Annotated in this window: 25 protein-coding genes and 4 tRNA genes; 23 read left to right on the plus strand and 6 right to left on the minus strand. The window is 66.3% G+C overall.

From position 1 onward, the window contains the following. The first annotated feature begins 2 nt into the window (after positions 1–2). The 9 genes from FHT19_RS06190 (at position 3) to FHT19_RS06230 (ending at position 7504) form a co-directional block, all read left to right on the plus strand. Positions 3–1388 (plus strand): LLM class flavin-dependent oxidoreductase, encoded by a 1386-nt coding sequence (locus FHT19_RS06190; RefSeq protein WP_248290288.1) that lies wholly within the window; start codon positions 3–5, stop codon positions 1386–1388. Beyond that, on the plus strand, positions 1385–2824 hold the full coding sequence (locus tag FHT19_RS06195; protein ID WP_169474305.1) for an MFS transporter: 1440 nt from the start codon (positions 1385–1387) through the stop codon (positions 2822–2824). The genes FHT19_RS06190 and FHT19_RS06195 overlap by 4 nt, the downstream gene beginning before the upstream one ends. Before the next feature lie 399 nt (positions 2825–3223). Further along, positions 3224–4189, plus strand: a complete 966-nt coding sequence (locus FHT19_RS06200) for a TauD/TfdA family dioxygenase (RefSeq protein ID WP_169474306.1) — start codon at positions 3224–3226, stop codon at positions 4187–4189. 84 nt (positions 4190–4273) lie between these two features. Continuing rightward, positions 4274–4948 (plus strand): glutathione binding-like protein, encoded by a 675-nt coding sequence (locus FHT19_RS06205; protein WP_169474307.1) that lies wholly within the window; start codon positions 4274–4276, stop codon positions 4946–4948. Then, the gene (locus FHT19_RS06210; protein ID WP_169474308.1) at positions 4945–5796 is read left to right on the plus strand and encodes a TauD/TfdA family dioxygenase; all 852 of its coding nucleotides are present in this window, start codon (positions 4945–4947) and stop codon (positions 5794–5796) included. The genes FHT19_RS06205 and FHT19_RS06210 overlap by 4 nt, the downstream gene beginning before the upstream one ends. A 142-nt stretch (positions 5797–5938) precedes the next feature. Then, positions 5939–6015, plus strand: a tRNA-Pro gene (locus FHT19_RS06215). A 119-nt stretch (positions 6016–6134) separates the two neighbouring features. Beyond that, complete coding sequence (gene thyA / locus FHT19_RS06220) at positions 6135–7100, plus strand: thymidylate synthase (protein WP_169474309.1); 966 nt, start codon at positions 6135–6137, stop codon at positions 7098–7100. 118 nt (positions 7101–7218) lie between these two features. Next, positions 7219–7295: transfer RNA gene (locus FHT19_RS06225), tRNA-Asp, on the plus strand. A gap of 132 nt (positions 7296–7427) precedes the next feature. Next, positions 7428–7504, plus strand: a tRNA-Asp gene (locus FHT19_RS06230). Positions 7505–7593: 89 nt separating this feature from the next. Here FHT19_RS06230 and FHT19_RS06235 read toward each other — a convergent pair. The 4 genes from FHT19_RS06235 to FHT19_RS06250 form a co-directional block, all read right to left on the minus strand. Beyond that, positions 7594–7833 carry a DUF2842 domain-containing protein gene (locus FHT19_RS06235; RefSeq protein WP_169474310.1) on the minus strand — a complete coding sequence of 80 codons (240 nt, stop codon included), beginning with the start codon at positions 7831–7833 and terminating at the stop codon, positions 7594–7596. Then, positions 7833–8453, minus strand: coding sequence for a 5-formyltetrahydrofolate cyclo-ligase (locus tag FHT19_RS06240; RefSeq protein ID WP_169474311.1), 621 nt, complete (start codon positions 8451–8453; stop codon positions 7833–7835). The genes FHT19_RS06235 and FHT19_RS06240 overlap by 1 nt, the downstream gene beginning before the upstream one ends. A gap of 156 nt (positions 8454–8609) precedes the next feature. Next, positions 8610–8954 (minus strand): cell division protein ZapA, encoded by a 345-nt coding sequence (locus FHT19_RS06245; RefSeq protein WP_168555497.1) that lies wholly within the window; start codon positions 8952–8954, stop codon positions 8610–8612. Positions 8955–9015: 61 nt separating this feature from the next. Continuing rightward, the gene (locus tag FHT19_RS06250) at positions 9016–9291 is read right to left on the minus strand and encodes a hypothetical protein (RefSeq protein ID WP_169474312.1); all 276 of its coding nucleotides are present in this window, start codon (positions 9289–9291) and stop codon (positions 9016–9018) included. 248 nt (positions 9292–9539) lie between these two features. On the opposite strand from FHT19_RS06250, the gene tkt reads away from it, so the two are divergent. From tkt to FHT19_RS06270, 4 genes are all read left to right on the plus strand, one after another. Continuing rightward, positions 9540–11507 (plus strand): transketolase, encoded by a 1968-nt coding sequence (gene tkt / locus FHT19_RS06255; RefSeq protein ID WP_169474313.1) that lies wholly within the window; start codon positions 9540–9542, stop codon positions 11505–11507. A 68-nt stretch (positions 11508–11575) separates the two neighbouring features. Further along, entirely contained in the window at positions 11576–12583 is a 1008-nt protein-coding gene (gene gap / locus FHT19_RS06260; RefSeq protein WP_169474314.1) for a type I glyceraldehyde-3-phosphate dehydrogenase, read from the plus strand. Between the two features lie 93 nt (positions 12584–12676). Further along, on the plus strand, positions 12677–13873 hold the full coding sequence (locus FHT19_RS06265) for a phosphoglycerate kinase (protein WP_169474315.1): 1197 nt from the start codon (positions 12677–12679) through the stop codon (positions 13871–13873). A gap of 154 nt (positions 13874–14027) precedes the next feature. After that, on the plus strand, positions 14028–14930 hold the full coding sequence (locus tag FHT19_RS06270; protein ID WP_169474316.1) for a fructose bisphosphate aldolase: 903 nt from the start codon (positions 14028–14030) through the stop codon (positions 14928–14930). Here the strand turns inward: FHT19_RS06270 and FHT19_RS06275 are convergent. Next, complete coding sequence (locus tag FHT19_RS06275; RefSeq protein ID WP_168554738.1) at positions 14920–15282, minus strand: hypothetical protein; 363 nt, start codon at positions 15280–15282, stop codon at positions 14920–14922. The two genes, FHT19_RS06270 and FHT19_RS06275, sit on opposite strands and share 11 nt — an antisense overlap. 91 nt (positions 15283–15373) lie before the next feature. On the opposite strand from FHT19_RS06275, the gene thiE reads away from it, so the two are divergent. The 3 genes from thiE to FHT19_RS06290 all read left to right on the plus strand — a co-directional run bounded on the left by thiE (position 15374) and on the right by FHT19_RS06290 (position 19349). After that, positions 15374–16072 (plus strand): thiamine phosphate synthase, encoded by a 699-nt coding sequence (gene thiE / locus FHT19_RS06280; protein ID WP_169474317.1) that lies wholly within the window; start codon positions 15374–15376, stop codon positions 16070–16072. 122 nt (positions 16073–16194) lie between these two features. Next, a complete protein-coding gene (locus FHT19_RS06285; RefSeq protein ID WP_169474318.1) occupies positions 16195–17304 on the plus strand; it encodes a L,D-transpeptidase in 1110 nt (369 codons plus the stop codon). A gap of 80 nt (positions 17305–17384) precedes the next feature. After that, positions 17385–19349 (plus strand): oligopeptide transporter, OPT family, encoded by a 1965-nt coding sequence (locus FHT19_RS06290; protein WP_169474319.1) that lies wholly within the window; start codon positions 17385–17387, stop codon positions 19347–19349. A gap of 4 nt (positions 19350–19353) precedes the next feature. On the opposite strand, the gene FHT19_RS06295 is transcribed toward FHT19_RS06290, so the two are convergent. Then, complete coding sequence (locus FHT19_RS06295) at positions 19354–19752, minus strand: hypothetical protein (RefSeq protein WP_211184765.1); 399 nt, start codon at positions 19750–19752, stop codon at positions 19354–19356. Positions 19753–19894: 142 nt separating this feature from the next. Between FHT19_RS06295 and efp the strand changes: the two genes are divergently transcribed. The 7 genes from efp to FHT19_RS06330 all read left to right on the plus strand — a co-directional run bounded on the left by efp (position 19895) and on the right by FHT19_RS06330 (position 25783). Then, positions 19895–20458 (plus strand): elongation factor P, encoded by a 564-nt coding sequence (gene efp / locus FHT19_RS06300; RefSeq protein ID WP_054131025.1) that lies wholly within the window; start codon positions 19895–19897, stop codon positions 20456–20458. Positions 20459–20462: 4 nt separating this feature from the next. Continuing rightward, positions 20463–21281: an inositol monophosphatase family protein gene (locus FHT19_RS06305; RefSeq protein ID WP_168554743.1), complete on the plus strand. Its 819-nt coding sequence runs from the start codon at positions 20463–20465 to the stop codon at positions 21279–21281. A 104-nt stretch (positions 21282–21385) separates the two neighbouring features. Next, positions 21386–21469: transfer RNA gene (locus FHT19_RS06310), tRNA-Leu, on the plus strand. A gap of 37 nt (positions 21470–21506) precedes the next feature. Further along, the gene (locus FHT19_RS06315) at positions 21507–23297 is read left to right on the plus strand and encodes a chloride channel protein (RefSeq protein WP_169474320.1); all 1791 of its coding nucleotides are present in this window, start codon (positions 21507–21509) and stop codon (positions 23295–23297) included. 58 nt (positions 23298–23355) lie between these two features. Beyond that, entirely contained in the window at positions 23356–24723 is a 1368-nt protein-coding gene (gene radA / locus FHT19_RS06320; protein WP_168554745.1) for a DNA repair protein RadA, read from the plus strand. 10 nt (positions 24724–24733) lie between these two features. Beyond that, positions 24734–25348 carry a CvpA family protein gene (locus tag FHT19_RS06325; protein WP_169474321.1) on the plus strand — a complete coding sequence of 205 codons (615 nt, stop codon included), beginning with the start codon at positions 24734–24736 and terminating at the stop codon, positions 25346–25348. A gap of 3 nt (positions 25349–25351) precedes the next feature. Beyond that, positions 25352–25783 carry an iron-sulfur cluster assembly scaffold protein gene (locus tag FHT19_RS06330; RefSeq protein WP_169474322.1) on the plus strand — a complete coding sequence of 144 codons (432 nt, stop codon included), beginning with the start codon at positions 25352–25354 and terminating at the stop codon, positions 25781–25783. The last annotated feature ends 7 nt before the right edge of the window (positions 25784–25790 follow it).

Genomic DNA, 25790 nt, shown 5'->3' on the forward strand with positions numbered 1-25790 from the left:
CCATGAGCCAGGAAACCGTGGCGGAACAGCCGGCGGGGCGCCGCATGAAACTGGGCGCGTTCCTGTTCGGCGTGGGGCACCATGCCGCCGCCTGGCGGCATCCCGATGTCGATCCGCGCGCGCCGTTCCGTTTCGAATATTGGCGCGATCTGGCCCAGAAGGCCGAACGCGCCAAGTTCGACGCGGTGTTCCTGGCCGACAACGTGGCGCTGTTCGGCACCACGCCCGAGGCGATCAGCTATACTCCGCCGGTCTATACCGGCGAGCCGCTGACCCTGCTTTCGGCGCTGGCCACGCACACCAGCCACATCGGCCTGATCGCCACGGTTTCCACCACCTATATGCCGCCCTACCATGTGGCGCGCAAATTCGCCGCGCTCGACCAGCTTTCGGGCGGTCGGGCGGGGTGGAACCTCGTCACGTCGGGCAGCGATGCCGAAGCGGCCAATTTCGGGCTGGACCACCAGCTGGCCCATGACGCCCGCTATGCGATCGCGGCCGAGCACGTAGAGGTCGTCAAGCAGCTGTGGGACAGCTTTGCCGACGATGCGATCCTGGCGGACAAGGCCAGCGGGCGGTTCTACGATCCCGCGCGGCTGCGCCGGGTGGACCACGTGGGCGATCAATTCCGCGTGGCGGGGCCGCTGCAAACCGGGCGCCCGCCGCAGGGCCATCCTGTCATCGTGCAGGCCGGATCGTCCGAAGATGGCCAGGCCTTGGCCGCCGCGACGGCCGAAGTGGTCTTCACCGCGCAACAGAGCCGGGCCGCGGCGCGCGCCTTTGCCCAGGGGCTGAAAGACAAGGCGCAGGCGCTGGGCAGGCCACGCGACAGCCTGGTGGTGATGCCGGGCGTGACCATCTACGTTGCCCCCACGCGCGAGGAAGCCGAAGCCAAGTTGGCCCGGCTGCACGCTTTCGTCGATGTGGCCGGCGCGCTCGCCTCGATCCGCACCTTCCTCGATTGGGACCTGACGACGGTCGATCTCGACGCGCCGCCGCCACCGCCGCCTTTCACCCAAGGATGGCAGAGCCGGCAGAAACTGTTTTACGACCTCGCGGTGGAGCAGGGCCTTTCGGTTCGCCAGCTCGTCTCGCGCATGTCGGCCGCGCGCGGGCACCTGGTCCTGGTGGGCACGCCGGCAGAGATCGTCGACGAATTGCAGGCCTGGTTCGAGGACGGCGCCGCCGACGGGTTCAACATCCTGGCGCCGATCTTCCCGCAAGGCCTGGATGACGTGATCGAGCTGGTTCTCCCCGAACTGCGCCGGCGCGGCCTGTTTCGCACCGAATATGAAGGCTCGACCTTGCGCGCAAACCTGGGCCTGGCCCGGCCCGATGCCGGGTTTGCTGCGCCGCTTTCCCCCGAAACAAAGGAACTTGTGGCATGAGCACGCTTGCCCTCGATGCCGCCGGCCGCGCTCCGGCTGCCGCTGCGTCAGCCAGGCTCGGTCCGGCGCGGCTGATCGCCTTTTCAAGCCTGGGCATGCCGCTCGCGGCCGTGGAAGTGCCGCTCAGCACGTATGTCCCGCCGCTCTATGCCAGCGCGTTCGGCTTTTCGCTGGGCACGGTGGGCGTGATTTTCCTGCTTGCGCGGCTGTGGGACGCGGTGATCGATCCGGCCATCGGGCTGCTGTCCGATCGCACGCGCAGCCGCTGGGGGCGTCGCCGCCCATGGATCGCGGGCGGCGCGGCGATCTTTGCGCTTGGCGCGGTGCCGGTGTTCCTGCCGCCGGCCTGGTTTGGGCCTTTGGCGCTCTCGGCCGCGCTGTTCGTGCTCTATCTCGGTTATTCGATGATGGCCACGCCACTGGCCGCCTGGATGGGGGAGCTTTCGGGCGCCTATCACGAGCGCACCCGCATCACCACTTATGGCCAGGCGCTGACTTGCGTGGCGCTCTTGCTGGCCCTGGTCCTGCCCAGCCTGCTGGTCACCCGGCTGGCCGGGCAGCCGCGGCTGGAACTGGCGGCGATGGGCGCGATGGTCTTTGCTCTGCTGCTGTTCACGCTGCCGCTCGGCATTCGCGCCTTGCCTGAACCGCCGCCGCCGGCCGGCGTGCAAGAGCCGGTGCGGGTGTGGCACACGCTGCGCCTGGTGTTTGGCGAAGGCATGCTGCTGCGCGTGCTGGCGTCGAACTTTTCGGTACGCCTGGCGCAAGGGGTGCGCACCGCGCTCTTCGTGTTCTTCATCAGCTTTTACATCGGCAAGCCGGCCTGGGCGCCGGGCCTGTTTCTGCTGCAATACGTGTTCGGCATCTTTGCCTGCCCGCTGTGGCTGGCGATCGGCCGCCGCGTGGGCAAGGAGCGCGCCGCGGTTGCCGGCGAACTGACGCAAGTGGCGATCAACCTGGCCTTGCTGGCGCTCGCCCCCGGATCGGTCGCGCTGCTCCTCGTGCTCACCATCGCCCAGGGCCTGGCGCAGGGATCGGGCAATCTCATGCTGCGTTCGATCGTGGCGGACGTGGCCGATTACCATCGCCTGCGCACCGGGGACGATCGCATCGGCCTGTTCTTTTCGGTCTTCTCGCTATCCGACAAGGCCGGCGTGGCGCTTGCCATCGGGGTGGCGCTGCCGCTTGCCGCCTGGATCGGCTTCGATCCGCGCGGCACCAATCCGCCCGCCGTGCTCGAGCATCTCAAGTGGCTGTTCGCGCTGGGTCCGGCCCTGGGGCACATCCTGTCGGCCGCGGTGATCAACGGCTTTCCGCTCGATGAGCGCCGCCATGGCGATGTTCGCCGCCAACTGGCCGCGCGCGATGCCGCCGGCCTGGTTTCCGATGCCAGCCGCGATCGCTGGCTGGCGCAAGCTGATCGCGCTGCGGATTGATAATTCCGCTTGGGGGCGGCCACGCAAATCTTGTTCTCGCTCGCCTTGCATGGAAAATGTCAATTGATAGAGTAGAGATAGTTCGCAAACGCCTTTTCCCCGGCCAGGAAAAGGGGGCCTCACCGCCCGAACCGGCTCGCGGCATTTGATGGGAAGCAGCTTGCTCCGCGTGACCAACCGCTAAAGCGCGCGAATGCTGGGGCGACATCGCCAGGCTTCGTGATCCCTCCACCAAGTCGAGGTGATACGATGCGCAAGACCAATCGAATGTGTTGATCCGCATGCGCTTTTTGCAGCGCTGCCGAATCTGCCCGATCTCTGTTTCCCGATCGTTGTCCCATGTTTGTGCGCACCGGCTCGACGCCGGCTGACGGCGCCCGCTTCACAAGGAACCTGTCCATGGCCACCATCGTTGCCAGCTATCCCAATGCCAAGGATCCGTCCTCGCCGCTCGATATTCGCCCCGTGGGTGGCCGCATCGGCGCCGAAATCCACGGGCTGGCGCTGTCGGGCGATCTCGACGCCGGCACCGTCCAGGCCATCGAGGCCGCACTCGTGCGGCACAAGGTCTTGTTCTTCCGCGGGCAGCAGCATCTCGACAATGCCGAGCACGAGGCGCTGACCGCCCTGTTCGGCGATCCGGTGGCCCATCCCACCGTGCCCGTCGCCGAAGGCTCGAAGTACCTGCTCGAACTCGACAGCAAGGAAGGCTACGCCGCTTCTTCGTGGCACACCGACGTCACGTTCCTGGCCGCCTATCCCAAGGCATCGATCCTGCGCGGCATCACCATTCCCGAGGCGGGTGGCGACACGCTGTGGGCCAATGGCGAAACCGCCTATGAAGGCCTGCCCGAGCCGTTGCGCCAGTTGGTCAACAACCTCTGGGCGGTGCACAGCAACGATTACGACTATGCCGCCACCCTCGCCGCAGCGGGGGTTTCCGAAACGGCGCAGGAAACCGCCAAGGAGCGCACGCTCTACCACAAGTCGGTCTTCGCCTCGACGGTCTACGAAACCGAACATCCGGTGGTGCGTGTCCACCCCGCCAGTGGGCAGCGCAGCCTGCTGCTGGGCCATTTCGTCAAGCGCTTCGTGGGCTTGAGTGAGGCGGATTCGGCGCGTCTGTTCAACATCCTGCAGGATCACATCACCAAGCCGGAAAACACCGTGCGCTGGCGCTGGCAGCCTGGCGACGTCGCCTTCTGGGACAACCGCAGCACGCAGCACCGCGCGATCGCCGATTTCGGCCTGCAGCGCCGGACCTTGCGCCGTGCCACGGTTGCTGGCGACGTGCCGGTGGGCATCGACGGGCGCCAGAGCCGCACCACGCGCCAGGAACGTGCCGCCAGCGGCCAGCCGGCCTAAGGCGCGCCAGCGTTTGATCGATCGGCGGGGAGGGGGCTTGGCGGCCCGCTCCCCGCTCGTGCATTTTCAGGGATACCCGTTTCGATGCAATTGCTTGCCTCGCCCGGCGCAACCAGCCTGCCGGCCAATGTGATCATCCGCGAACTCGATCTGCCGGTGGCGGTCCAACTGTTGCGGCTGGGGCCGGGGGGTGATGACCTTGCCGCGCGCACGCCTTACGGCCGCATTCCCGCCCTGGTGCTCGACGATGGCACGGTGATTGGCGAAAATTCGGCGATCCTGCCGTTCCTGGCTGATCAGCGGCCCGGCACCAGCCTGTTCGCGCCCGCCGGCAGTGTGGAGCGCGCGCTGATCCAGTCGTGGATCGGCTATATCAACAGCGAGATCCACGGCGCCACGCAGCGCGTGGGCAATCGCCCGCATCTCTATTCCGACGATCCGGCCGCACATGAGGGTATCCGCCTGGCTGCGCGGCGCCGCCTGCGCGAGGCATACCAGCCGATCGAGGATCATCTCGCCCAGGCCGACTGGCTGGTGGGCGGCCGGTTCACCATTGCCGATGCCTATCTGGGCGTCTTTGCCAGCTATGTCCCGCATTTTGGCCCGGCGCTGGCCGATCTTCCCGCCCTGTCGGCTTTTTCCGCCCGGTTCGAGGCGCTGCCTGCCGTTCAGGCAGCGCGCGCAGTCGAAGGCCCCCTGCCGTTCCGTCCCGGCGCCGCCGCGCCGCAACCTACCGTTTCCAACGAGGTGACCGCATGACACTCGAAATTCGCAAGCATGGGCGCGTCGGCGCCGAAATCCTGGGCGTCGATCTCGCCAGGCCGCTGCCAGAGACCGATCTGGCCGCCATCCGCGCCGCCTTTGCCGATCATGGCGTGATCTTCTTCCGCGATCAGCAGATCACCGAGGAGCAGCACATCGCCTTTGCGCAGAGTTGGGGTCCGATCAACATCAACCGCTTTTTTGCCGCCCATCCGCGCTATCCCGAAATCGCGCTGGTGGTGAAAGAGCCCGATCAGCAACACAATATCGGCGGCGGCTGGCACACCGACCATTCCTATGACTTTGCCCCGGCGCTCGGTTCGATCCTGGTGGCACGCGAATTGCCGCCGCAGGGCGGGGCGACCGCGTTTGCCTCGATGACCGCGGCCTATGATGGCTTGCCGCCGGCGCTCAAGGCGCAAGTCGATGAACTCCGGGCGGTCCATTCCGCCCGCCACGTGTTCGGCAGCAAGGCGGCAGCCTATGAATCATTGCAGGACACGCGCAGCGATGGCCGCATCGGCAATGCCTCTGCGGCCGACGTGCTGGATGATCCGGTGCACCCGGTGGTGATCACCCATCCGCTCAGCGGCAAGCGCGCGCTCTATGTAAACCCCAGTTTCACGGTGCGGGTGCTGGGCCTCTCGGACGAAGCCTCCGCCGATCTGCTGGCCACGCTCTATGAGCATGCCAAGCGGCCTGAATTCCAGGAAGACTTCCACTGGCGCCCCGGCTCGATCGCGTTCTGGGACAACCGGTCCACCTGGCACTATGCCTATAACGACTACCACGGCCACCGCCGCGAAATGCATCGCATCACCATTGAAGGCGTATCTTTGTCTTGACGGGAACGGTCTAAGATGTTGATTTCAAAACAATTCACTCAAACTGTTGATAAGTTTTTGAATGAAGGCTTGCGCACCCGAAATCGCCCGCATATAGGGCGGCCCTGCCCAGCGGGGACGGCCTAGCCCGAACCGCTCCGGTCGGGGAGTAGCTCAGCCTGGTAGAGCACTGTCTTCGGGAGGCAGGGGCCGGAGGTTCGAATCCTCTCTCCCCGACCACTTATTCTTCCTGTTATGCAGGACGATGAAAAAGCCGGCGCCACGCCGGCTTTTTTCGTTTCCAGCATCGTATCGCGCCCCGATTTGACCTTTGCGCTGGCGCACCTAAGGCTGAGGCTATGACCAGCCTGACCGAATCCCGCACCGACCACTTTGAATGGCAATACCTTGACCTGATGCGCCAGATCTGGACGCAGGGGGACGAGCGCATGGATCGCACCGGCGTTGGCACCCGCGCGGTGTTCGGTGCGCAGCTGCGGTTCGATCTGTCGGACGGGCGGGTGCCGCTGCTGTCGACCAAGCGGGTGTTCTGGAAAACCGCCACGCGCGAATTCCTGTGGTTCCTGACCGGCGACACCAATATTCGCGCGTTGTGCGCGCAAGGGGTGGAAATCTGGACCGACTGGCCGCTCGATCGCTATCGCCGTGAAACGGGCGAGGCGATCAGCAGGGCCGATTTTTCGGCACGGATCGTGGCCGATGCCGCTTTTGCCGCGCAATGGGGCGATCTTGGCCCCGTCTATGGCAAGCAATGGGTCGATTGGCCGGTCTATGAGCCGGTGGGGCAGAACGGGGACGGGGGCGTGCTCTATCGCCGCCGCGACCAGGGCGTGAACCAGGTGGCGGACGTGGTCGATAGCCTGCGCCGCAATCCGGGCAGCCGGCGCCACATCGTGGAAGGGTGGAACGTGGCCGAGCTGGACGCGATGGCGCTGCCGCCGTGTCACAAGACCTATCAGTTCCATGTATCGGGCAATCGCCTGTCTTGCGTGCTCTATCAGCGCAGCTGCGACGTGGTGCTGGGCCTGCCGTTCAACCTGTGGGGCGCGGCGCTGTTCGTGCACATGCTGGCCCAGCAGTGCGATCTGGAGGCGGGCGAGCTCGTGTGGATGGGCGGAGATACCCACCTCTATCTCAACCATGCCGACCTGATCGCGGCGCAGTTGCAGCGCGTGCCCAGTGGTGAAGCGCCGCGGTTGGTGATCGGACGCCGGCCCGAATCGATCTTTGCCTATGCGATCGAGGATTTCGCCGTGGAAGGCTATCATCCCCAGGGGCACCTAGCCGCGCCAGTGGCGGTTTGATCGCCCGATGTTTGTTGGCGCAGGCGTAAATTTCCACAGCTTGCTGCGAAAATTCTGCATGACCCTTTGTTGACACCCGCCGCCGCCCGGCATAGAGGCGCCTCACCCCAAGGGAACTGCGGGTGTAGCTCAGTTGGTTAGAGTGCCGGCCTGTCACGCCGGAGGTCGCGGGTTCGAGCCCCGTCACTCGCGCCATTCCCTTGGGTAAGGTATTGTTGGTCAATGAAAACCTTGCTCGAACAAGGTTTTATCGCCAGGGCCGGAAGCGGCAGTTTGGCAGTTGACAGGCAAGACCGGGCGCCTTAGAGGCGCAAACCCCAAGGGTACGCGGGTGTAGCTCAGTTGGTTAGAGTGCCGGCCTGTCACGCCGGAGGTCGCGGGTTCGAGCCCCGTCACTCGCGCCACTTGGTGGTTTTCAAAAAGGCTTCCTGCGGGAAGCCTTTTTTGTTTGCGGTGTCCGTATTTGCGCTGCGTTAGGCGGTGTGCCTGGGGCTCAGCCCCAGCGGCCGGTTTCCATCCAAATCAGAAAGCGGCGCAGCGGCAGCAGCCATGCCGTGCCCAGCACCAGATAGAGCGGAACTTGCGCCAGCACGGGCAAGCCGCCGATGCGATCGCCCAGGCTCATCACAATGGCGCCATAGATCGCCAGCGCCGCCAGCAGGGCCAGGATACCCACTGGCTTGCGCCAGGTGGGCGGGGGTGGCGGGTTGAAGTGCGGGCGCTGCGGGTCCATCAAAACGGCCCGTAGAGCCGGGTGGGCGTAACCACGGCGCGCAAGGGAATGTCGTGCGCTTCTGCGGGTAGGCTTTCCACGCACTGCGCGTCCCAGGCCATGCCGATCGGCACTGCCTGGGGGGTCGCTTCCAGCCAGCGGTCATAATGCCCGCCGCCCTGGCCCAGCCGCTGTCCTTGTGCGGTGAAGCCCACCAGCGGCACGAACAGCACATCGGGCTTGATTTCCGGTGCATCGGCGGCCGGTTGTCGCACGCCCCACGGATCGGGTTCCAGCACTTCATCGAGCGGGGGCACCAGCCACTGGCGAAACTGCATCGGTGCATCCCGCCCGGCAAACCAGGGCAGGGCCACGGCATGGCCTGCTTCGTGAAAGAACGTGGCATAGCTGGCAGCGGGCGCTTCCCACCGGCCGGCATTGTAAAGCGCGATCGTGGCGCCGGCCGGAACCAGTGCCATCAGCGGCGCGGGTGGGCGGCGGAACACTAGGGCGCGCGTACGCGGATCGAGCGCTTCCACATGGGCGCGGCGGCGCGCGCGCAGATCCTGGCGCAGCGCCTGCTTGGCGGCAATGGCTGCGCCGTCTTGGTCCGGGTATGGAGGGGGTGACGGGCCCACCATGGGTCGTTCTCCGGGAAAATCCTCTGACGCCTCAACGTCAGGTGGGGACCATGTGCCTGTGCCAGGGCCCAGGTAGGGACAGCCCCCTTGGATTTGCTTATAGCCTCAGGGATGTTTCATGCGGCGCGTGCCGGGCAGAACCCGTCACTGCGCAATCTAGGCATTCGTGGCGTCGGGCTCAAGGGGTGGCGCCAGTTTATGCGCCAGGTTTTCCACCCGCTCTGCCAACCGCGCCACGCGGGCGACCAGTTCGGGCGAGGGCGCTGCGGGCGGTGCCGGTTGTGGCGCCGGTGCTGGGCGGCTGTGCGCCTCGTGCAGTTCGTCGGCCAGCATGAGCGAGGCGAACAGCAGCATGCGCGCTTCGCCCTGGGTGGCGACGTTGCCCATGCGCCGCACGCGATCGTCGATCATGCGGCCAAGCATCTCCACGTGGGCCTCCTCGCCCGCAGCCACGGAAATGGTGAGCGACCGGCCACCAATCGTCAGAGTCACATTGGTCATCTGCATGGTCGTCGTCGTTCCCCCTGGCCTCTGGCCTTGGTGCTGCTGCCGCGCGTACCGGTTATTGCGGCAGGCTGGACAGCAACAGGTCCAGCTGCTGCAATTCCTCGGTCACGCGTTCGCGCAGCTTGCGGTGGCGCGATTTGAGCTCGGTAAGTTCGGCCTGGGCGGCCCATTCTTCCTGCGCAGTGGCGGTGCCCAGTGCATCGGCCTGCTGACGCGCCACGACCTCTTCCAGCCGCGTCAGCGCCAGTTCCACCCGTTCGATCGCTGAAAAGAGATCGCCGTTTTCAACTGGCGCAGTGCCGTCTGCCGAATTGCCGTCCAAGATTGCCATGATTCTTGCGGTATCACACTGGCCGTTGGCTGCAAGTTCCCCTGTGTATAGATCAGGGTGCATAGATCGGGCCTACATGCGGTCTTGGCCGCAGATTGCGCTGTCAAACTCGGCTACCTGGCGTACCGGGCGATTTGTTCGGTCCCTTGTGCTTGACGCTGGCAAGCCGGGGAACCAAAGAGGCCGCGATTTCCCCGAATCAGACGCGCCCGTGCGCCGGGCGTGTGAGTAAGGACACCAACCCGAATATGACAAGCGATCCGACCGCGCTGGCACCCATGGCCAACGCGATCCGTGCGCTGGCGATGGACGCGGTCCAGGCAGCGGAATCCGGCCATCCTGGCATGCCGATGGGCATGGCAGACGTTGCCACGGTGTTGTGGTCGCGCTTTTTGAAGTTCGATCCCACCGCGCCCAAGTGGGCCGATCGCGATCGCTTCGTGCTGTCGGCGGGCCATGGCTCGATGCTGCTTTATGCGCTGCTCCACCTGTCGGGCTATCAACAGCCGACGATGGATGACATCCGCAATTTCCGCCAGCTCAACAGCCCCTGCGCCGGCCACCCGGAAAACTTCCTGCTGCCCGGCGTGGAATGCACCACCGGCCCGCTGGGCCAGGGCTTTGCCATGGCCGTGGGCATGGCGATGGCCGAACGCCACCTCAACGCCCAGTTCGGCGACGACCTGGTCGATCACCGCACCTGGGTGGTGGCCGGCGATGGCTGCCTGATGGAAGGCATCAACCACGAAGCGGTGGGCTTGGCCGGCACGCTGGGCCTTGGGCGCCTGGTCGTGTTGTGGGACAACAACAAGATCACCATCGACGGGGATACTTCGCTCTCGACCAGCGAAGATATCCTCGCCCGCTACCGCGCCAGCGGCTGGCACACCGAAGATTGCGACGGACACGATTTCGCCGATATCGAGCGCGCGATTGCCGCCGCGATGGCCGATGATCGCCCCTCGCTCATCTCGTGCCGCACGGTGATCGGCAAGGGCGCGCCCAACAAGCAGGGCGGCCACAACGTCCACGGCGCGCCGCTGGGCAAGGACGAGATTGCCGCCGCGCGCGAATATCTCGGCTGGACGGCCGCGCCGTTCGAAATCCCCGCAGACATCCTCAGTCATTGGCGCGCCACGGGTGACGCTGGCCGCGATCTGCGCACCGAATGGGAAGGGCGCCTGGCTGCCAACCCGCAAGGCACCGAACTGATGCGCCGCATGGCGGGCGAACTGCCCTCGGGCGAGGAAGCCGGCCTGGCCTTCGGCGAATGGCTGGGCAAGACCCAGAACATCGCCTCGCGCAAGGCTTCGGAACTCGCGCTTGAAGTGCTCACCCCGCTGGTGCCCGAAATGGTCGGCGGCTCGGCCGACCTGACCGGGTCCAACAATACCAAGACCAAGGCGACCACGCCGTTCGGCCCGGCCGACTATGCCGGCCGCTATGTCTATTACGGCATTCGCGAATTCGGCATGTCGGCCGCGATGAACGGCATGGCCTTGCATGGCGGGATTATCCCGTACGGCGGCACGTTCCTGGTCTTTGCCGACTATTGCCGCAACGCGATCCGCATGTCTGCGCTCCAGCACGCGCGGGTGATCTATGTGCTCACGCACGATTCCATCGGCCTGGGCGAGGATGGCCCCACGCACCAGCCGATCGAAACGGTGATGAGCCTGCGCATGATCCCCAATCTCCAGGTGTTCCGCCCGGCCGATGCGGTGGAAACCGCCGAATGCTGGAACCTGGCGCTGGCTTCGCCCACGACGCCGTCCGTCCTGGCGCTCACCCGCCAGAACCTGCCGCAGCTGCGCCACGATGGTGCGATGCTCAGCGCACAGGGCGCCTATCGCCTGGTTGCCGCCAGTGCCGCGCGCAAGGTCGTGTTGCTGGCCACCGGTTCGGAAGTGTCCATTGCGGTTGACGTGGCCAGGGCGCTGGAAGACAAGGGCATCGGCGCCGACGTCGTGTCGATGCCAAGCTGGGAACTGTTCGAAGCTCAGGACGAAGCCTACAAGGCAGACCTGATCCCGGCCGACGTGCTCAAGGTCTCGATCGAGGCGGGCACCACGTTCGGCTGGCAGAAGTATGTCGGCGATGGCCTGGCCATCGGCATCGACAGCTTCGGCGCTTCGGCCCCGGCCCCGGTGCTTTACGATCACTTCGGCCTGACCGCGGCCAAGATCGTGCCGCAAGTTCTCGAACGGCTCGGGTAATCGCCCGGGCCGCTCGGCCTCTCATCATGCCAATCCATTCGGTGTCTTCAATTCGAAGGAGTAAGACCATGGCGACCAAGGTTGCAATCAACGGTTTCGGGCGTATCGGCCGCAATGTGGCGCGTGCCATTCTCGAACGGCCCGACTGTGGCCTGGAACTGGTCGCCATCAACGACCTGGCCAGCGCCAAGGCCAATGCCCTGCTGTTCAAGCGTGACAGCGTGCATGGCGCCTATCCGGGCACTGTCGAAGTGGACGGCAACGACCTGGTGATCGACGGCAAGCGGATCAAGGTGACGGCCGAGCGCGACCCGGCCAAGCTGCCGCACGCCGAACTCGGCATCGACATCGCGCTCGAATGCACCGGCTTCTTCACCGATCGTGAAGGCGGCCTCAAGCACATCGAAGCTGGCGCCAAGCGCGTGCTGATCTCGGCCCCGGCCAAGAACGTCGATCTCACCGTCGTGTTCGGCGTGAACCACGACAAGCTGACCGCCGATCACCTGATCGTGTCGAATGCTTCGTGCACCACCAACTGCCTGGCGCCGTTTGCCAAGGTGCTCAACGATGCCATCGGCATCGAACGTGGCCTGATGACCACGGTGCACAGCTACACCAACGACCAGAAGATCCTCGACCAGATCCACTCCGACCCGCGCCGTTCGCGCGCCGCGGCGATGAGCATGATCCCCACCACCACCGGTGCCGCGCGCGCCGTGGGCGAAGTGCTGCCCGAACTCAAGGGCAAGCTCGACGGTTCGGCCATCCGCGTGCCGACCCCCAACGTCTCGGTGGTGGACCTCACGTTCCAGCCCAAGCGCGACACGACCAAGGAAGAAGTCAACGCGCTGCTCAAGGCTGCGGCCGAAGGCCCGCTCAAGGGCGTACTGGCCTATAGCGAAGAACCGCTGGTCTCGATCGACTACAACCACGATGCCCATTCCTCGACCGTCGACAGCCTGGAAACGGCCGTGATTGATGGCAAGCTGGTGCGCGTGCTGTCGTGGTACGACAACGAATGGGGCTTCTCCAACCGCATGGTCGATACGGCCGGCGCGATGGGCAAGCTGATCTAATCGCCTGAAATGCGAAGGCCCGGCCCCGCGCGTCTGCTTTGAGAGCAGCGGCGGGTGCCGGGCCTTTTCCTTGTGGAACAGGGGTATAGCGCCATGACTTTCAAGACTCTCGATGATCTGGGCGATGTCGCCGGCAAGGCCGTGCTGGTGCGCGAGGATCTCAACGTGCCGATGGCCGACGGCCAGGTGACCGACGATACCCGCCTGCGCGCGGCTGTGCCGACGCTGACCGAACTGGCCGACAAGGGCGCCAAGGTGCTGATCCTGGCCCACTTCGGCCGCCCCAAGGGTGAACGCAGCGAAGCCAACTCGCTCCGCCAGGTCGTGCCCGCGCTGAGCCACGTGCTGGGCCGCCCGGTCGCTTTTATCGACGATTGCGCCGGCGAAGCGGCGGCTGCTGCGGTGGCTGCGCTCGACAACGGCACCATCGCCGTCCTGGAAAACACCCGCTTCCACAAGGGCGAGGAAAAGAACGACCCCGATCTGGTCGCGGCGATCGCCGCGCTGGGCCAGGTCTATGTCAACGATGCCTTCTCGGCCGCACACCGCGCCCATGCTTCTACCGAAGGCCTGGCCAAGGCCCTGCCGGCCTATGCCGGGCGCGCCATGCAGGCCGAACTCGAAGCGCTGGAAAAGGCGCTGGGCAAGCCGGTGAAGCCGGTCGCCGCCGTGGTTGGCGGGGCGAAGGTTTCGACCAAGCTCGACGTGCTCAAGCACCTGGTGTCCAAGGTCGATCACCTGATCATCGGTGGCGGCATGGCCAACACGTTCCTGGCCGCGCGCGGCGTGGACGTGGGCAAGTCGCTGTGCGAGCACGACCTGACCGGAACTGCCGAGGAAATCCTCGACAATGCCGACAAGGCCGGCTGCACCGTGCACCTGCCCTATGATGTCGTGCTGTCCAAGGAATTCGCGGCCAATCCGCCCAGCCTGCGCACCGCCAACGTGCACGAGGTGGGCGCCGACGAAATGATCCTCGACGTCGGCCCGGCAGCGGTCGAAGCGCTGGGCGACGTGCTCAAGACCTGCCGCACGCTGGTGTGGAACGGGCCGCTCGGCGCGTTCGAGATTGCTCCGTTCGATGCCGCCACGGTGGCCCTGGCCAAGACCGCAGCCGCCCTCACCAAGGAAGGTTCGCTGGTGTCGGTGGCCGGTGGCGGGGATACCGTCGCGGCGCTCAACCACGCTGGCGTGGCAGCAGATTTCTCTTATATCTCAACTGCTGGCGGCGCTTTCCTCGAATGGATGGAAGGCAAGGAACTGCCCGGCGTGGCCGCCCTGGAAGCCTGATCGCAACTTTTTTGCAGGCGCGTGTTGCAGTGCAGCGCGCGCCTGTTTATTGCGTGGATGTGCATAGGTATGCGCGGCCAGATTCGCCACCTGCCAGATAGCCCTTTCCACGGCGGCGCCTTGGCGTTGCTCACCCAGATCCACAGGACCGATCATGAACCACGCTGAAATGACCGAAAAGATGGCTGCCGGACATGGCTTTATCGCCGCGCTGGACCAGAGCGGCGGTTCGACGCCCAAGGCGCTCAAGGGCTATGGCGTGGAAGAAAGCGCCTATTCCAACGACGAGGAAATGTTCGGCCTGATCCACGAGATGCGCAGCCGCATCATTCGTTCGGCCGTGTTCAATGGCGACAAGGTGATCGGCGCGATCCTGTTCGAACGCACGATGGATGGCACGGTCGATGGCAAGCCCGTTCCCACCGCGCTGATCGAAAAGGGCGTGGTGCCGTTCATCAAGGTGGACAAGGGCCTGGAAGACGAAGCCAACGGCGTCCAGCTGATGAAGCCGATGCCCGAGCTTGACGCGCTGGTGGCGCGGTCAAAGGCGCTGGGCGTGTTCGGCACCAAGGAACGCTCGGTGATCCACTCGGCCAATGCCGAGGGCATTGCCGCCGTGGTCAAGCAGCAGTTCGAAGTGGGCCTGCAGATCCTGGCCGGCGGCCTGATGCCGATCATCGAGCCTGAAGTGAACATCAAGAGCGAAACGCGCGAAGCCTGCGACACCATCCTGCGCGACGAGATCCTCAAGGCGCTCGATGCCCTGCCGGAAGGCACCCGCGTGATGCTCAAGCTGTCGCTGCCCAAGGTTCCGGGCACGTTCGATGCGCTGGTCGATCATCCCGCGGTCCTGCGCGTGGTCGCACTGTCGGGTGGCTATGCGCGTCCGGAAGCCTGCGTCGAACTGTCCAAGAACCGCGGTATCATCGCCAGCTTCAGCCGCGCGCTGCTCGAAGACCTGCGTTATCAGATGAGCGAAGCGGAATTCGATGCGGCGCTCGGTGGCGCGATCGACGAAATCTTTGCCGGCTCGACCCAGAAACTGGTTACGGCCTGACCGCACTGAAATGAAACCGCCATGCGCCCGGCAGGATCCGCCTGTCGGTGCGCTTGGCGGGATCGGCGCTGTCGAGCACCACGCCCGCAGCGTCGGGCTTGCCCAGTTCCAGATTGCGCATGTCGCGTCCCACGCGCGCTTGCACGATCAGCCGGCCAGCCACGATGCAGCGGGCGTTTTCCGGGCAGCGACTGTCTTCCACCACGGCCAGCGGGCGCACGGTCAGCGCACCGACGCGCGTGGTTTCGCCCAGCCGCGCCATGCCATCGCTGCGCGGCTCCTGCGGCAGCGTGGCACAAGCGCCAATCGCGATCAGCGATAGCAGCGGCAAAAGCGGGGGCAGGGTCCTCATGGACCATGCAATGCGCTGCAACAGACGCGGTTCCCGGCGGTTTTGGCGCAAAAAGTGGACGCGCGAGGGCGAAACGGTTAGGGGCAGCGCCATGACCGACCTTGCCAGCCAGCTTTACCTGATTTCGCCGCTCGACGTGGGCGGCACTTTTGCCGATCGCCTGGCCCGTGCGCTCGACGGCGGGCCGGTGGCGGCATTCCAGTTCCGCGTCAAGGATGTGGACGAGCACACGGCCGCCAAGCTTGCCGATCCGCTCCAGCGCATTTGCGCGGATCGCGACGTGGCGTTCATCGTCAACGATTCGATCAGCCTGGCCAAGCGTCTTGGCGCCGATGGCGTTCACCTGGGGCAGGACGATGGCAGCGCGGCCGACGCGCGCCAACGCCTGGGGCGCGACGTGCAGATCGGCGTGACGTGCAACAACAGCCGCCACCTGGCGATGGAAGCGGGCGAGGCGGGCGCCGATTACGTGGCGTTCGGCGCGTTTTATCCCAGCGGCACCAAGGAAACCAAGCACCGCGCCGCGCCCGAACTGCTCGCCTGGTGGTCGGCCGTGTTCGAATTGCCCTGTGTTGCCATCGGCGGGATCACCCAGGAAAATTGCGCCCCGCTGGTAACCGCCGGCGCCGATTTCTTGGCCGTGAGCGGGGCAGTTTGGGCCAATGCCCAGGGGCTTGACGAAGCCGCCGCGGTGGCGGCTTTCGCACGCGCGATCGGCGATGCGCCGCCGCGCAGCACCGAAGGCCTGGGCGACATTCGCCCGGACGACGCCGACGTCGAGGCGGACTGACCTGCGCGACCGCGTTTGCGCGGGAACCTGGGAACCATCGCGGAACGTGTTGATTGTGGCGTGGCAATGCCGCGCCACGCCTGCCGTCCTGCGGCCTGACTGACCCCTTGCACGGAGACCCGATGACACGCGAACGCCGGCTTGCCGCTTCCGCCTTGATTTCCCTCGCTGCCCTGGCCCTTGCCACTTCTGCCTGCAACCGTTCCGCGCCCGATACCGCGTCCAGCGACGCAGCGAGCGCCACAGCCGCGCTGCCCGGCGCCGACAGCATGGCGTCGGACGATGCCGGCCCCGGCGAGGCGGCGGGCATGCACGACGATCGGCCTCGTCCCGAAATGCAGGCCCAGGTCCTGCTCGAACGGGCCGGCTTTGCACCCAGCGTGATCGACGGCACGATCAACCCATCCACGCGCAACGCCCTGCGCGCGTTCCAGCAGGCCAATGACCTGCCCCAGACCGGGTTGCTCGACGATGCCACGCGCGCGATCCTGTCGCGCCAAAGCAATGTCCCCGCCACGCGCATGGTGACCATTCCGGCCAGCTTTGCCGCGGGCCCCTTTGCCCCGTTGCCGCACGATCCCGCCGCCCAGGCCAAGCTGCCCGCGCTTGGCTATGCCAGCCTCGATGAAAAGCTCGCGGAGCGCTTCCACACCACGCCCGAAGTGCTCCATGCGCTCAACCCCGGCGCGCCGCCGTTTGCCGCCGGGGCCAAGCTGCGCGTGCCCAATGTCGGGGGCGACGCGATCGATCCTGCACAAGTGGCCGATCCTGCCTGGCGCCAGACCCTGGCCGATCTTGGCGTGGGCACCGATGAACCGCATGCCGCCCGTATCGTGGTGAGCCGCAAGGCCGGCACGCTTTCGGCCTATGATGGGCAGGGCGCGCTGGTCGCGCTGTTCACCGTCACCACCGGATCGGCGCACGATCCGCTGCCGCTGGGCAACTGGAAGATCTACGGTGTCGATCACAATCCCAAGTATCATTTCAATCCCGACTTGTTCTGGGACGTTTCCGATAAAAAGCCCGATGCCCTGTTGCCGCCTGGCCCCAACAGCCCGGTGGGCGTGGTGTGGATCGATCTGTCCAAGCCGCACTATGGCATCCACGGCACGCCCGAGCCGGCGATGATCGGCCACACCGAAAGCCATGGCTGCGTGCGCCTGACCAATTGGAACGCCGCGCGCCTGGCGCAGATGGTGAGCCAGGAAACCAAGGTGGAATTCGTTGCCTGAGCCTTGGGCCTGATCTTCCTTTTGCCGCCGCGCCGTGCCAAACCGCGCCGTGGAGCCAGGTTGGCGGCAAGAAGGATGCAATGGTGGCAAGCGGTATCAATCCCAGCGAATTGACGGCGCGCGAACTAACCTGGCGCGGTGTGGCGCTGGGCGCGGCGCTGACGGTGATCTTCACCGCGGCCAATGTCTATCTGGGCCTGCGTATTGGCCTCACGTTTGCCACCTCGATCCCCGCGGCGGTGATTTCCATGGCGATCCTGCGCCTCTTGCCGGGATCGACCATCCAGGAAAACAACATCGTCCAGACCATCGCCAGCTCGGCCGGCACGCTTTCGGCGATCGTCTTCGTGCTGCCGGGCCTGGTCATGGTGGGCTGGTGGACCGGGTTTCCCTATTGGCAATCGGTGGCGGTCATCGCCATCGGCGGCATCCTGGGGGTGATGTATTCGGTCCCGCTGCGCCGCGCGCTGGTGACCGGGTCAGACCTGCCCTATCCCGAAGGCGTCGCGGCGGCCGAAGTGCTCAAGGTGGGTGCGGGCGAGGGCGGCACCGAGGAAAACCGGCGCGGGCTGGCCGCCGTTGCCACCGGCACCGGGCTGTCCGTCGCTTATCCGCTGCTCGCCAAGCTGGGCCTGGTGGCCGAGGAAGCGAGCGGCGTGTTTCGCTTTGCCGGCGGCGCAACCACCGCGGGCGGCGGCCTTTCGCTGGCGCTGATCGGCGTGGGACACCTGGTGGGCCTGGCTGTAGGCCTGGCAATCTTGACCGGCGTGATCATCGGCTTTGGCGTGCTGCTGCCGATCTACACTGCCGGCGGTCCGCCTGCAGGCACCGAACTGGCCGATTTCGTTTCGACCGTGTTTCGTGCCAAGATACGCTTCATCGGCGCCGGCACGATCGGCGTCGCCGCGATCTGGACCTTGCTGCGCGTGATCGGGCCGATCGTGCGGGGCATCGCCGGGGCGCTGGCCGCCAGCCGTGCCCGCGCGGCCGATGGCTATGCCGGCTTGGCCCTGACCGAGCGCGACCTGCCGATCGGGCTGGTTGGCGGCACCATCCTCGTACTGATGGCGCCGATCGCCCTGCTGCTCGCCAATTTCGCCAGCAGCGGCCCCGTGGCCGAGCATCTGGGTACCACGCTGCTGGCGGCGGTAGCCTATGTCCTGGTGGCAGGTGTCGTGATCGCTTCGGTCTGCGGCTATATGGCCGGCCTGATCGGCGCTTCGAACAGCCCGATCTCGGGCGTGGGCATCCTTGCCGCGCTGGGCATTGCGCTCGTCCTGCTCGCGCTGTTCGGGCACCTGGCCGATCCCGCCGCAGGCAAGGCGCTGGTCGCGTTCGCACTGTTCGTCACCGCGCTGGTGTTTGGCGTGGCAACCATTTCCAACGACAACTTGCAAGACCTCAAGACCGGCGAACTCGTCGGCGCTACGCCCTGGCGGCAGCAGGTGGCGCTGGTGCTGGGCGTGGTGTTCGGCGCGGTGGTGATCCCGCCGATCCTGACGCTGCTCAACGGTACGTTCGGCTTTGTCGGCGCGCCCGGTGCCGGCCCCAATGCGCTGGCCGCGCCCCAGGCCGCGCTGATTTCCGCGATTATCCAGGGCGTCCTGGGCCAGGGGCTCGATTGGAACCTCATCGCGCTCGGTGCGGCGATCGGCGCAGGCGCCATTGCCATCGACGAGGGGTTGCGCGCCACCGGCCGGGGCTCGTTGCCGCCGCTCGCCGTTGGCATGGGCATGTACCTGCCGATGCCCACCACCCTGCCGGTGGTGCTGGGGGCCGTGCTGGGCCATCTCTACAACCGCTGGGCCATGCGGCAGGCCGATCCTGCGCTGGCCGAGCGCATGGGCGTGCTGACTGCAACGGGCCTGATCGTGGGCGACGGGCTGTTCAACATTGCCTTTGCCGCCATCGTTGCCGGCAGCGGCAAGGCCGATGTGATGACCGTGCTAGCCAGCAATCCCTGGGCCATGCCGCTCGGGCTTGTCCTGTTCGGCGCTATCGTGGCCTTTGCCTATGCCCGCATGGCGCGGGGCGGGCGGGCCTGAACGCTCAATTGGCGCCGTTCACCGTGGCTTCGGGCGCGTCGGCAAAGCCGCCACTGGCCGCGCCCTTGCGGGAACAGCGCACGCCGGTGCGCTTGCCATGGGCATCGAGCTGCAGGACCGTGTTGGGCCCTTGCGCTTCATAGCTGTGCCCGTTGAGCGGGCCGGAAGTGAACACCATGGCCTTGCCCAGCAGCAGATAGGTGCCGCCGCCCTTGCCATCGGGCGTGCGATAGCTGGAATCGGGCGTGATGCGAAAGCCTTCGCCCGGCACCTGGCGCGGCTGGGCCGCGGCGTCACCGGGGTATTCGCAGGTCCAGTGGCCATTGTGCAAGGTGGCAAGGTCGCCGCCGGGAGCTGCGCTGGCCGGGGTGGGGGTCAGCGATGCGGCCAGCATCAGGGCCATGGCCATGAGGGGGGCCGCCGGGGAAGCATTGCAAGCGCGCAGGGTCATGGCCGCAGGGGTTAGCATGCAACAGCGGCTTGAAGCAATCGGCCACCTCGGCTAAGGCGCGGCCTTTCCTACTTTGGTCAGGGCTCTTTCCATCATGAAGATCAGCGGCGTGGACATCCGTCCGGGCAACATCCTGGAATACGAAAAAGGCATCTGGAAAGTTGCCAAGACCCAGCACACCCAGCCCGGCAAGGGCGGCGCGTTCATGCAGGTCGAAATGAAGAACCTGATCGATGGCCGCAAGACCAACGTGCGCTTCCGCAGCGCCGACACGGTCGAGCGCGTGCGCCTCGATACCAAGGACTTCCAGTTCCTTTATGCCGAAGGCGAAGACTTGGTGTTCATGGACGTGGAAACCTACGACCAGATCACGCTGCCGAGCGATCTTCTGGGTGACGCCGCCGCGTTCCTCCAGGACGGCATGACCGTCCTGCTCGAAATGTACGACGAGCGCCCGATCTCGGTCGAACTGCCCGAAACCGTGGAAGCCACCATCGTCGAAGCCGACGCCGTGGTGAAGGGCCAGACCGCCTCTTCGTCCTACAAGCCGGCCGTGCTCGACAACGGCGTGCGCATCCTGGTGCCGCCGCACATCGAAAGCGGCACGCGCATCGTGGTGGACGTCTACGAGCGTTCCTACGTCGGCAAGGCGGGCTGATCCCATGGCGATTTCCGGTCTAGTCCGGGTGATGGAGCGTGCCGCGCGCAAGGCCGGCACGCGTCTGCGCCGCGATTTCGGCGAAGTCGAACACCTTCAGGTCAGCCGCAAGGGCCCGGCCGACTTCGTTTCGAAGGCGGACCAGGCTTCGGAACGCACGATCTACGAAGAACTGCGCGCCGCGCGCCCCGACTGGGGCTTCGTGATGGAAGAAGAAGGCGTGGTGGAAGGTGATCCCACCAAGCCGCGCTGGATCATCGATCCGCTCGATGGCACCACCAACTTCCTCCACGGCATCCCGCATTTCGCCATTTCGATCGCGGTGCAGGAAGCCGCCGCCGATGGTTCGGGTTGGGGCGACGTGATCGCCGGAATCGTCTACCAGCCGATGACCGATGAAAGCTTCTGGGCCGAAAAGTCCCGCGGCGCCTGGCTGCAGGATCGCCGCCTGCGCGTTTCCGCGCGCCGCAATCTCGATGATTCGGTCATTGCCACCGGCATTCCGTTCCTCGGCTATGGCGACATGGGCGAATGGACGCGGGTCTATCACGAAATCGGCATGCGCGTGGCCGGCATCCGCCGCTTCGGCGCCGCTTCGCTCGATCTCGCCTGGGTGGCGGCGGGCCGTTACGACGGGTTCTGGGAAAGCAATCTCAAGCCCTGGGACACGGCGGCCGGGTGCCTGCTCGTGCGCGAGGCGGGCGGCTTCGTTTCGGACTATCGCGGCCGTTCGCAGCCGATCTGCGATGAAACCGTGCTGGCCGCCAACGATGCGCTGCATTCGCGCCTGCACAAGCTGGTCGCCACCGCGCTCAAGAACTGAGGGCGGGTGGCCACGCCGGCAAGGTGTGGATTTCCAACCGATCCGGTGTGTGCCGGGTTGAACCTTTTTGCCGGGGCCGCTAAAGCGCCCCGGCAAGCTGCAGTGCCCCTGTGGTGGAATGGTAGACGCGACCGACTCAAAATCGGTTGTCGAAAGACGTGCCCGTTCGAGTCGGGCCAGGGGCACCATTCCTTCCGGCCGAGTCCGACGATTGCGGGTTGACCGATGCCCCACTCCGGCCCTTTTTCGCCTCGACGCGGCTTTTCCCACGCTTTCACCACGCTGCTGATCAAACTCGTCGTGCGCCTGCGCCGCCTGCTGCGCGAGCGCGAGGCAGCCTTTATCGTGCTTGCCGCCCTAGCCGGCGCACTCGCCGGACTTTCCACCAATGCCTTGGCTTTCATCGCCCATGCGATGCAGCAAGTGTTCTATGGCCTGGAAGGCAACCGCCTGAGCGCGCTGGCGGAAATTCGGCATCCGTGGCGCCTTGTCGCCCTGCCCCTGGGTGGTGTGGCGCTGGCGCTTTGGGGGCGTTGGCTGCGCCGACGCAACAGGCCGTTGATCGACGTGGTTGAGGCCAATGCCTTGCACGGCGGACGTATTCCCCCTGCCGATAACCTCATCATCGCCGGGCAGACGGTGATTTCCAACGGCGTGGGCGCATCGGTCGGGCTGGAAGCGGCCTACGCCCAGATGGGCGGCGGCATGGCCAGCGTGCTGGGCCAGGCGATGAAGTTGCGCCGCAACGACTTGCGCACGCTGGTGGGCGCCGGGGCGGGTGCCGCCGTGGGCGCGGCGTTCAACGCCCCGCTGGCAGGGGCATTCTATGCGTTTGAAATCGTCATCGGCTCGTTCGTGCCGGGGGCCGTGGCGCCGGTGATGGCCGCGGCCCTGGCGGCGGCGGGCATGTCGCGCCTGATGGGCAGCGAACCTTGGCTCATCGCCACCACCGCGGTGGGGCGCAGCCTCACGATCGAACATTACCTGGCCTATGGGGTGCTCGGCGTGGTCGCGGCCATGGTCGGCATCATGGTCATGCGCCTGGTTACGGCGGCGGAACTGGCGCTGGGCCGCTTCAAGTGGCTGGCGCGCTGGCGCCCGATCCTGGGCGGATTGCTGCTCATCCCCCTGGCCTTGGTCACGCCGCAGTCGCTTTCGGCCGGGCACGGCGCCTTGCATCTCAATCTTGCGCTGCGGCCAGGTCTGGATTTCCTCGCCGTGGTGCTGCTTGCCAAAGTCGCCGCCTGCGTCGTCGCGCTGTCGAGCGGCTTTCGCGGCGGGTTGTTCTTCGCCTCGCTGTTCCTTGGTTCGGTGGTGGGGCAGGCCTTTTCGATCATCGCCGGGCAGCTTTTCCCCGGCCTGGCGCTCGATCCCACCGACGCGGCTCTGGTCGGCATGGCCGCGCTCAGCGTCTCGATCGTCGGCGGGCCGATGACGCTGGCCATGCTCATGCTCGAAATCACGCACGATTTCGCGCTGATGGGCGTGGTGCTGACCGCCGCGCTGGTTTCGGGCACGCTCACCCGCGAAGTGTTCGGCTATTCCTTCTCCACCTGGCGCCTCCACGTGCGCGGCAGCAACATTCGCGGGCCGCGCGACATCGGCTGGATGCTCAATCTTTCGGCCGGGCGGATCATGCGGCGCGATTGGGTTTCGATGCCCGAAGACCTGACCGTGGCCGAGTTCCGCACCCGCATGCCGCTCGGCTCGGCCAGCAAGGCGGTGCTCGTGGACGAGGCTGGCCATTATCGCGGGATCATGGCCACCGCTTCGGCCTACCGCCCTGATCTGACGCCCGAAACCCGGCTTCATGCGCTGGCAACGCTCACCGGCCTGACCCTTTCGCCAGCGGCCGATATCAAGGCCGTGCTCGCCCTGTTCGATGAACACGCCGCCGATGAAATCGCCGTGGTCGATGGCGTGGGCGTGGTGCAGGGCGTGATCACCGAGCGCCACGCCCGCCGCCGCTATCTTGAGGAAATCGAAGCGGCCCAGCGCTCGACGTTCAGCGAATGATGCCATATCGGCGTTACAGGCTGCTTGCGTTCCCGCTCTGTTCGCGTTAGCGGGGGGCATGGCCAAGCCCAAACGTCGTTATGTCTGCCAGGCCTGTGGCAGCGTCTCTCCGCGCTGGCAGGGGCAATGCCCCGATTGCGCCGAATGGAACACCCTGGCCGAAGAAGCGCCGCAGACGGTGTTTTCGGCCAAGCACGACCTGTCGAGTGGCGGGCGCGCGGTGCAGTTCGTTTCGCTCGATAGCCCCGTGGCCCTGCCGCAGCGGCGCAAGACCGGCCTTGCCGAATTCGATCGCGCGCTGGGCGGTGGGCTGGTGCCCGGCTCGGCCATCCTGATGGGCGGTGATCCCGGCATCGGCAAATCGACGCTGCTGTTGCAGACGGCTGCCTGCATCGCCAACGCGGGTGGTCTCGTGGTCTATATCAGCGGCGAAGAAGCGTCGGACCAGATCCGCCTGCGCGCCGATCGCCTGGGGCTGGGCAAGGCGCCGATCCGCCTCGCGTCCACCACGTCGGTGCGCGATATTCTCACCACGCTGGGCAGCATGGAGCCGCCCGCGCTGCTGGTGATCGATTCGATCCAGACGATGCATTCCGACCAGATCGAGGGCGCGCCCGGCACGGTGAGCCAGGTGCGCGGCTGCGCGTTCGAACTCATCCGCTATGCCAAGGAAAACGGCGTCGCGCTGGTCCTGGTCGGGCATGTCACCAAGGATGGCTCGATCGCCGGGCCGCGCGTGCTCGAACACATGGTCGATGTGGTGATGAGCTTCGAGGGCGAGCGCAGCCACCAGTACCGCATCCTGCGCGCGATCAAGAACCGCTTTGGCGCGGTGGACGAAATCGGCGTGTTCGCCATGGCTGGCGCCGGGCTGGAGGAAGTGGGCAATCCTTCGCTCTTGTTCCTCTCGGGCCGCGAAGAGCCGGTGCCGGGCAGCGCGGTGTTTCCCGCACTGGAGGGCACGCGGCCGGTGCTGGTGGAAATCCAGGCGCTCACCGTGCGCCTGGCCAGCGGGGCCACGCCGCGCCGCGCGGTGGTCGGATGGGATTCCGGGCGCCTGGCCATGTTGCTCGCCGTGCTCGAATCGCGTTGCGGCCTCAGCTTTTCCTCGGCCGAAGTCTATTTGAACGTGGCCGGCGGCTATCGCCTGACCGATCCCGCCGCCGATCTCGCCGTGGCCGCCGCGCTGGTTTCGGCACTGGCCGATCGCCCGCTGGCGGCGGGCTCCGCCTGGTTCGGCGAAGTGTCGCTGGCCGGTGAGGTGCGCCCTGTCGCCCATGCCGGCGTGCGCCTGCGCGAAGCGGCCAAGCTGGGCTTCAAGCAGTTGCACGGGCCCGACGGCGCGGGGGAAAAGGTGGAAGGCTTGCGCTATTCGCCGATCCGACTGCTGCCAAATCTCGTTGACCGGGTGATGAGCGGCGCCTAATCGGCAGGGAATGACCGGCTTCGATTATGTTGTCTTTCTGGTCGTCGCGGTCGGCGCGATCGGCGGTTTCTTTCGCGGCTTCGTGGAGGAAGTGCTCTCGCTTGCGGCGTGGTGCATCGTGCTGGTTGCCGTGCACTATGGCCTGGAGCCCTTGACGGCTGCGCTCAAGCCGCATCTCAAGACCGATACCGGCGCTGGCGTTCTTGCCTATGCCCTGCTGATGATCGTGCCCTGGGGCCTCATGCGCCTCATCGCGCGCAGGATGGGTGCGGCCAGCCGCGATTCGATGCTTGGGCCGATCGACCGGTTGCTCGGCTTCGGCTTCGGCGCGGTGAAGGGCGCCATTCTCATGGTCCTGGGCTTTGCCTTGGTGGTCTTTGCCTATGACGTGGTCTGGGGCGTAAAGGGCCGGCCGGAATGGATCACGGAGGCGCGCACGTATCCCTTCCTCAACGCGGCGAGCGAGGAACTCGTTTCGGTGATTGCCGAGCGGCGCGCCGCAGCGGCCGAGGCAGCCGACGACGATGCCGCCAATGCCGATGGGGATGCCCCGGCGCCCAAGCCCACCGCCGCGCACAAAAAGGCACACCACCGCAAGCATCCCGCCACCAGCACGGCGGATTGATCGATGTCGGCCGCCGTTCTCTATACGCCCGAAGTGCTGGCCGCTGCCATGGGGCTGGCTCAATGGCCCTGGGACGAGAGCTTGCCCCTGGTGGGAGAGGCGCGCTCGCGCGCATGCGGCAGCACGCTCAGCCTCGGCCTGGCGCTGGATGGGGAAGGGCGCATCGTCCGGCTCGGCCTGCGCCCGCATGCCTGCGCGGTGGGCCAGGCAGCAGCCCACATCTTCGCCACGGCCGCGCAAGGCCGGACCCAGGCCGACGTGGCGGCCGCCCGCGCGGCCTTGTCGGCCTGGCTGGCGGGCGAGGGGGACGAGCCCGATTGGCCGGGCCTGGCGTTGCTGCGCAAGGCAAAGGACTATCCCGCCCGCCATGGCGCCATTCTCCTGGCATGGGATGCCGCACTGGCAGCGCTGGCGGAGCCGGCCAAGGCAGGCTAAGGCTGTC

The sequence above is a fragment of the Novosphingobium sp. SG919 genome (genome assembly GCF_012932495.1).
Classification (GTDB): Bacteria; Pseudomonadota; Alphaproteobacteria; order Sphingomonadales; family Sphingomonadaceae; genus Novosphingobium; species Novosphingobium rhizosphaerae.

What these genes read in the sequence shown, in the direction of transcription:
- FHT19_RS06190 (WP_248290288.1), top strand. Translation starts at nt 3, where the DNA reads ATGAGCCAGGAAACCGTGGCGGAACAGCCGGCGGGGCGCCGCATGAAA.
- FHT19_RS06195 (WP_169474305.1), top strand. Translation starts at nt 1,385, where the DNA reads ATGAGCACGCTTGCCCTCGATGCCGCCGGCCGCGCTCCGGCTGCCGCT.
- FHT19_RS06200 (WP_169474306.1), top strand. Translation starts at nt 3,224, where the DNA reads ATGGCCACCATCGTTGCCAGCTATCCCAATGCCAAGGATCCGTCCTCG.
- FHT19_RS06205 (WP_169474307.1), top strand. Translation starts at nt 4,274, where the DNA reads ATGCAATTGCTTGCCTCGCCCGGCGCAACCAGCCTGCCGGCCAATGTG.
- FHT19_RS06210 (WP_169474308.1), top strand. Translation starts at nt 4,945, where the DNA reads ATGACACTCGAAATTCGCAAGCATGGGCGCGTCGGCGCCGAAATCCTG.
- thyA (WP_169474309.1), top strand. Translation starts at nt 6,135, where the DNA reads ATGACCAGCCTGACCGAATCCCGCACCGACCACTTTGAATGGCAATAC.
- FHT19_RS06235 (WP_169474310.1), bottom strand. Translation starts at nt 7,833, where the DNA reads ATGGACCCGCAGCGCCCGCACTTCAACCCGCCACCCCCGCCCACCTGG.
- FHT19_RS06240 (WP_169474311.1), bottom strand. Translation starts at nt 8,453, where the DNA reads ATGGTGGGCCCGTCACCCCCTCCATACCCGGACCAAGACGGCGCAGCC.
- FHT19_RS06245 (WP_168555497.1), bottom strand. Translation starts at nt 8,954, where the DNA reads ATGACCAATGTGACTCTGACGATTGGTGGCCGGTCGCTCACCATTTCC.
- FHT19_RS06250 (WP_169474312.1), bottom strand. Translation starts at nt 9,291, where the DNA reads ATGGCAATCTTGGACGGCAATTCGGCAGACGGCACTGCGCCAGTTGAA.
- tkt (WP_169474313.1), top strand. Translation starts at nt 9,540, where the DNA reads ATGACAAGCGATCCGACCGCGCTGGCACCCATGGCCAACGCGATCCGT.
- gap (WP_169474314.1), top strand. Translation starts at nt 11,576, where the DNA reads ATGGCGACCAAGGTTGCAATCAACGGTTTCGGGCGTATCGGCCGCAAT.
- FHT19_RS06265 (WP_169474315.1), top strand. Translation starts at nt 12,677, where the DNA reads ATGACTTTCAAGACTCTCGATGATCTGGGCGATGTCGCCGGCAAGGCC.
- FHT19_RS06270 (WP_169474316.1), top strand. Translation starts at nt 14,028, where the DNA reads ATGAACCACGCTGAAATGACCGAAAAGATGGCTGCCGGACATGGCTTT.
- FHT19_RS06275 (WP_168554738.1), bottom strand. Translation starts at nt 15,282, where the DNA reads ATGAGGACCCTGCCCCCGCTTTTGCCGCTGCTATCGCTGATCGCGATT.
- thiE (WP_169474317.1), top strand. Translation starts at nt 15,374, where the DNA reads ATGACCGACCTTGCCAGCCAGCTTTACCTGATTTCGCCGCTCGACGTG.
- FHT19_RS06285 (WP_169474318.1), top strand. Translation starts at nt 16,195, where the DNA reads ATGACACGCGAACGCCGGCTTGCCGCTTCCGCCTTGATTTCCCTCGCT.
- FHT19_RS06290 (WP_169474319.1), top strand. Translation starts at nt 17,385, where the DNA reads ATGGTGGCAAGCGGTATCAATCCCAGCGAATTGACGGCGCGCGAACTA.
- FHT19_RS06295 (WP_211184765.1), bottom strand. Translation starts at nt 19,752, where the DNA reads ATGGCCCTGATGCTGGCCGCATCGCTGACCCCCACCCCGGCCAGCGCA.
- efp (WP_054131025.1), top strand. Translation starts at nt 19,895, where the DNA reads ATGAAGATCAGCGGCGTGGACATCCGTCCGGGCAACATCCTGGAATAC.
- FHT19_RS06305 (WP_168554743.1), top strand. Translation starts at nt 20,463, where the DNA reads ATGGCGATTTCCGGTCTAGTCCGGGTGATGGAGCGTGCCGCGCGCAAG.
- FHT19_RS06315 (WP_169474320.1), top strand. Translation starts at nt 21,507, where the DNA reads ATGCCCCACTCCGGCCCTTTTTCGCCTCGACGCGGCTTTTCCCACGCT.
- radA (WP_168554745.1), top strand. Translation starts at nt 23,356, where the DNA reads ATGGCCAAGCCCAAACGTCGTTATGTCTGCCAGGCCTGTGGCAGCGTC.
- FHT19_RS06325 (WP_169474321.1), top strand. Translation starts at nt 24,734, where the DNA reads ATGACCGGCTTCGATTATGTTGTCTTTCTGGTCGTCGCGGTCGGCGCG.
- FHT19_RS06330 (WP_169474322.1), top strand. Translation starts at nt 25,352, where the DNA reads ATGTCGGCCGCCGTTCTCTATACGCCCGAAGTGCTGGCCGCTGCCATG.